Origin of the sequence: Crocosphaera sp. XPORK-15E, assembly GCF_034931425.1 — a bacterium.
Taxonomy (GTDB): domain Bacteria; phylum Cyanobacteriota; class Cyanobacteriia; order Cyanobacteriales; family Microcystaceae; genus UHCC-0190.
In genome coordinates this window covers 1-2310 of sequence record NZ_JAYGHQ010000054.1, presented here as the reverse complement: position 1 = coordinate 2310, position 2310 = coordinate 1, and the positions used below count along the sequence as shown (strand labels likewise).

The window sequence follows — 2310 nt, the reverse complement described above, 5'->3', positions numbered from 1 at the left end:
GCACGGGGGTAAAATGTTCCTTCGTCACATTTTACCCCATTATGTCGAAAGAGCCAGAATCAAAGTCAAAGGATTAGAATACCGTAGAGTTCATAAACTAATCACAGGAATTACGCCCTTAGCTATCTGGGAATTGATGAGAGAACAGTCAGATTTGTCATTGATCAAAAAAGAGATTCCTGAAGAATATTGGTTAGATTTTGATAGCATTGAACAACAATTAACTCAACAACTAAATGAACTAATTGAGCGAGTCAATGCTGAATATTTGACCTATAAACACTTGTCGGATAAAGAATTAGGACTTATCCTTAATTCCTTACAGCCTATCACCAAAGCATACCTTTTTTCTCGCAGAAAGAAAGGGGAGAATTGGCATCAAATCCCGAAACTTAGGTCTAATCTTTTCAACCAATTTCGTCCCATTAATAATCAACTAGGTAATTATCAACCATCAGAGCAATTACAAGAACTTGAAAGGCAAAGGGATTAATGATTAATGATTAGCTCAGATAGAGCAGGGTGTTTATGTTATTGCTTATACTATTAGAGGTTCTGTGATTCGTCTCATTTCGGCAAGAAAAGCTAACAGTAGAGAGGTCAAACGTTATGACAACCGTTAAATATACTCCAAATCCGCACCAAAAACCCCAACTTACCAAAGAACAAGAAGATAAATTAATGGCTCTTTGTGATCAAGACATTGATTACTCTGACATTCCAGAACTAGATAATGATTTCTGGCAAAAAGCCGGCCAGCGTCAACCTTCAAAAACCCCATCGGGTGGCTCAATAACAAACCACTCATGATAGACTACTAGGTCATCAGGTTTGTATTGAGGGATAAAGTCGCTTGAGTTTGATACGGGAATCCGCCGTGGTAAATCGCCAATTAACAGAACTAGATTTTTGATTTCTGTCATTTTCCCAAGCAGCGATTTCTAATTTAAGAGTCTCTTTATCGGGGATACGACGATTAAGACACTGACGATTTAAAACACTCAATTCAATTTCTGCCATATTCAACCAACTGCCATGTTTAGGAGTATAATGAAACTCTAATTTATCCAAAATTCGTTTGGCTTCTTAGGCGAGGAAAAGCTTTGTATAAAGAGGCTTTAACATGAGTATTCAATTGATCTTGAATTACTCCAATTTTTTCAGCTTGAGGGTAACGCTCATCTACCAAATATTTCATTTGATGAGCATAATCAATAGCGGTTCTTTGGTCAGTTACTTCAATGTGTCTCCACCCTGTTAACGGTTCAAAAAACATAAAAAGATTGGCCACTCCATTTCTTTCATATTGATAGTCATAACGTTCTAATTGACCCGGTTCTGGGGGAATTATATCCCGTGTTTCTTTCACCAACTGCTTACAACTTTCATCAAAACAAACCCAAGGATTTTTTGCGTCGTAAGGGCGTTGGTAAATATCTAATACTTCTTCCATACAGCACACGATCTTCGGCATTTGATTGTGGTGGAATTACCCAAGATTCGTGAAGCCAAGGTTTAAGTTCGTTTTTTTTAAGCTTTGTCTAATAGTCTCAATCGAGACTTGTTCAACTACTTTAAGTTCTACCATTTTATCCGCCAGCATTTGAAGAGTCCAATTACTTTTTCCCACTGGGGTTTCACTACAAGCGTTGCAGCCGCACTCGCTCCCGCGAGACCGCAATCAGATAGGCTTCTTTTTCCCCATCAATTATTTTTGGGCGGCGATTTTGCTGTTCCTTCCGATTTAAAGCTAATTTTAGCACTTCTTCGACAAATCTCTGTCTAACTCTCTCAATTGTAGCACGACCTATATTTAATGACTCACTAATCTTACTGTCTGTCCATCCTCCACCTTCTTGATTAATATCTGCTTTGAGCAAAATTCTGGCACGATTCATTTTATAGGCGGCAGTTTTCCCTTTGTTAGTTATTATTTTTAGCTCGCTCCTTTCCGATGGGCTTAAATCGACAATATATTTTTTAGAGGGCATTTTTTTTGGCTACTATGTTTTCTTCTACCTAGATCACTTTCTACAGTGCGATCGCCTTATAGAGAATTTGTGATCAAATGCAGGTCTTCTCTAAGATTACCTCTTTTCTATCCCTCAATACAAACCTGATGACCTACTAGACACAAAGCCATGAACAACATTCAACTGAGAATCAAATTAACCTCTGTTAATACTGATTATATAGGACAAGATGCTAAAATTGTCGCTTATAGACAAGCAAAATTCCGATTCCATAATAATGGCAAAATGAATACACGATCTATGGGTTACACAGCTTATGGAAAAGCGGCATTAGCAT

General features: G+C 37.7%; 2 protein-coding genes and 1 pseudogene. 2 read left to right on the top strand and 1 reads right to left on the bottom strand.

All coding sequences use genetic code 11. The features are described 5' to 3' along the window. Positions 1–493: hypothetical protein (locus VB691_RS24190; RefSeq protein WP_323294084.1), on the top strand; the 493-nt coding region annotated here is incomplete at its 5' end. A gap of 116 nt (positions 494–609) precedes the next feature. Then, positions 610–810 (top strand): hypothetical protein, encoded by a 201-nt coding sequence (locus VB691_RS24185; protein WP_323294083.1) that lies wholly within the window; start codon positions 610–612, stop codon positions 808–810. Between the two features lie 15 nt (positions 811–825). Here the strand turns inward: VB691_RS24185 and VB691_RS24180 are convergent. Beyond that, positions 826–1991 (bottom strand): annotated as a pseudogene (locus tag VB691_RS24180) (IS630 family transposase). Positions 1992–2310 lie beyond the last annotated feature (319 nt).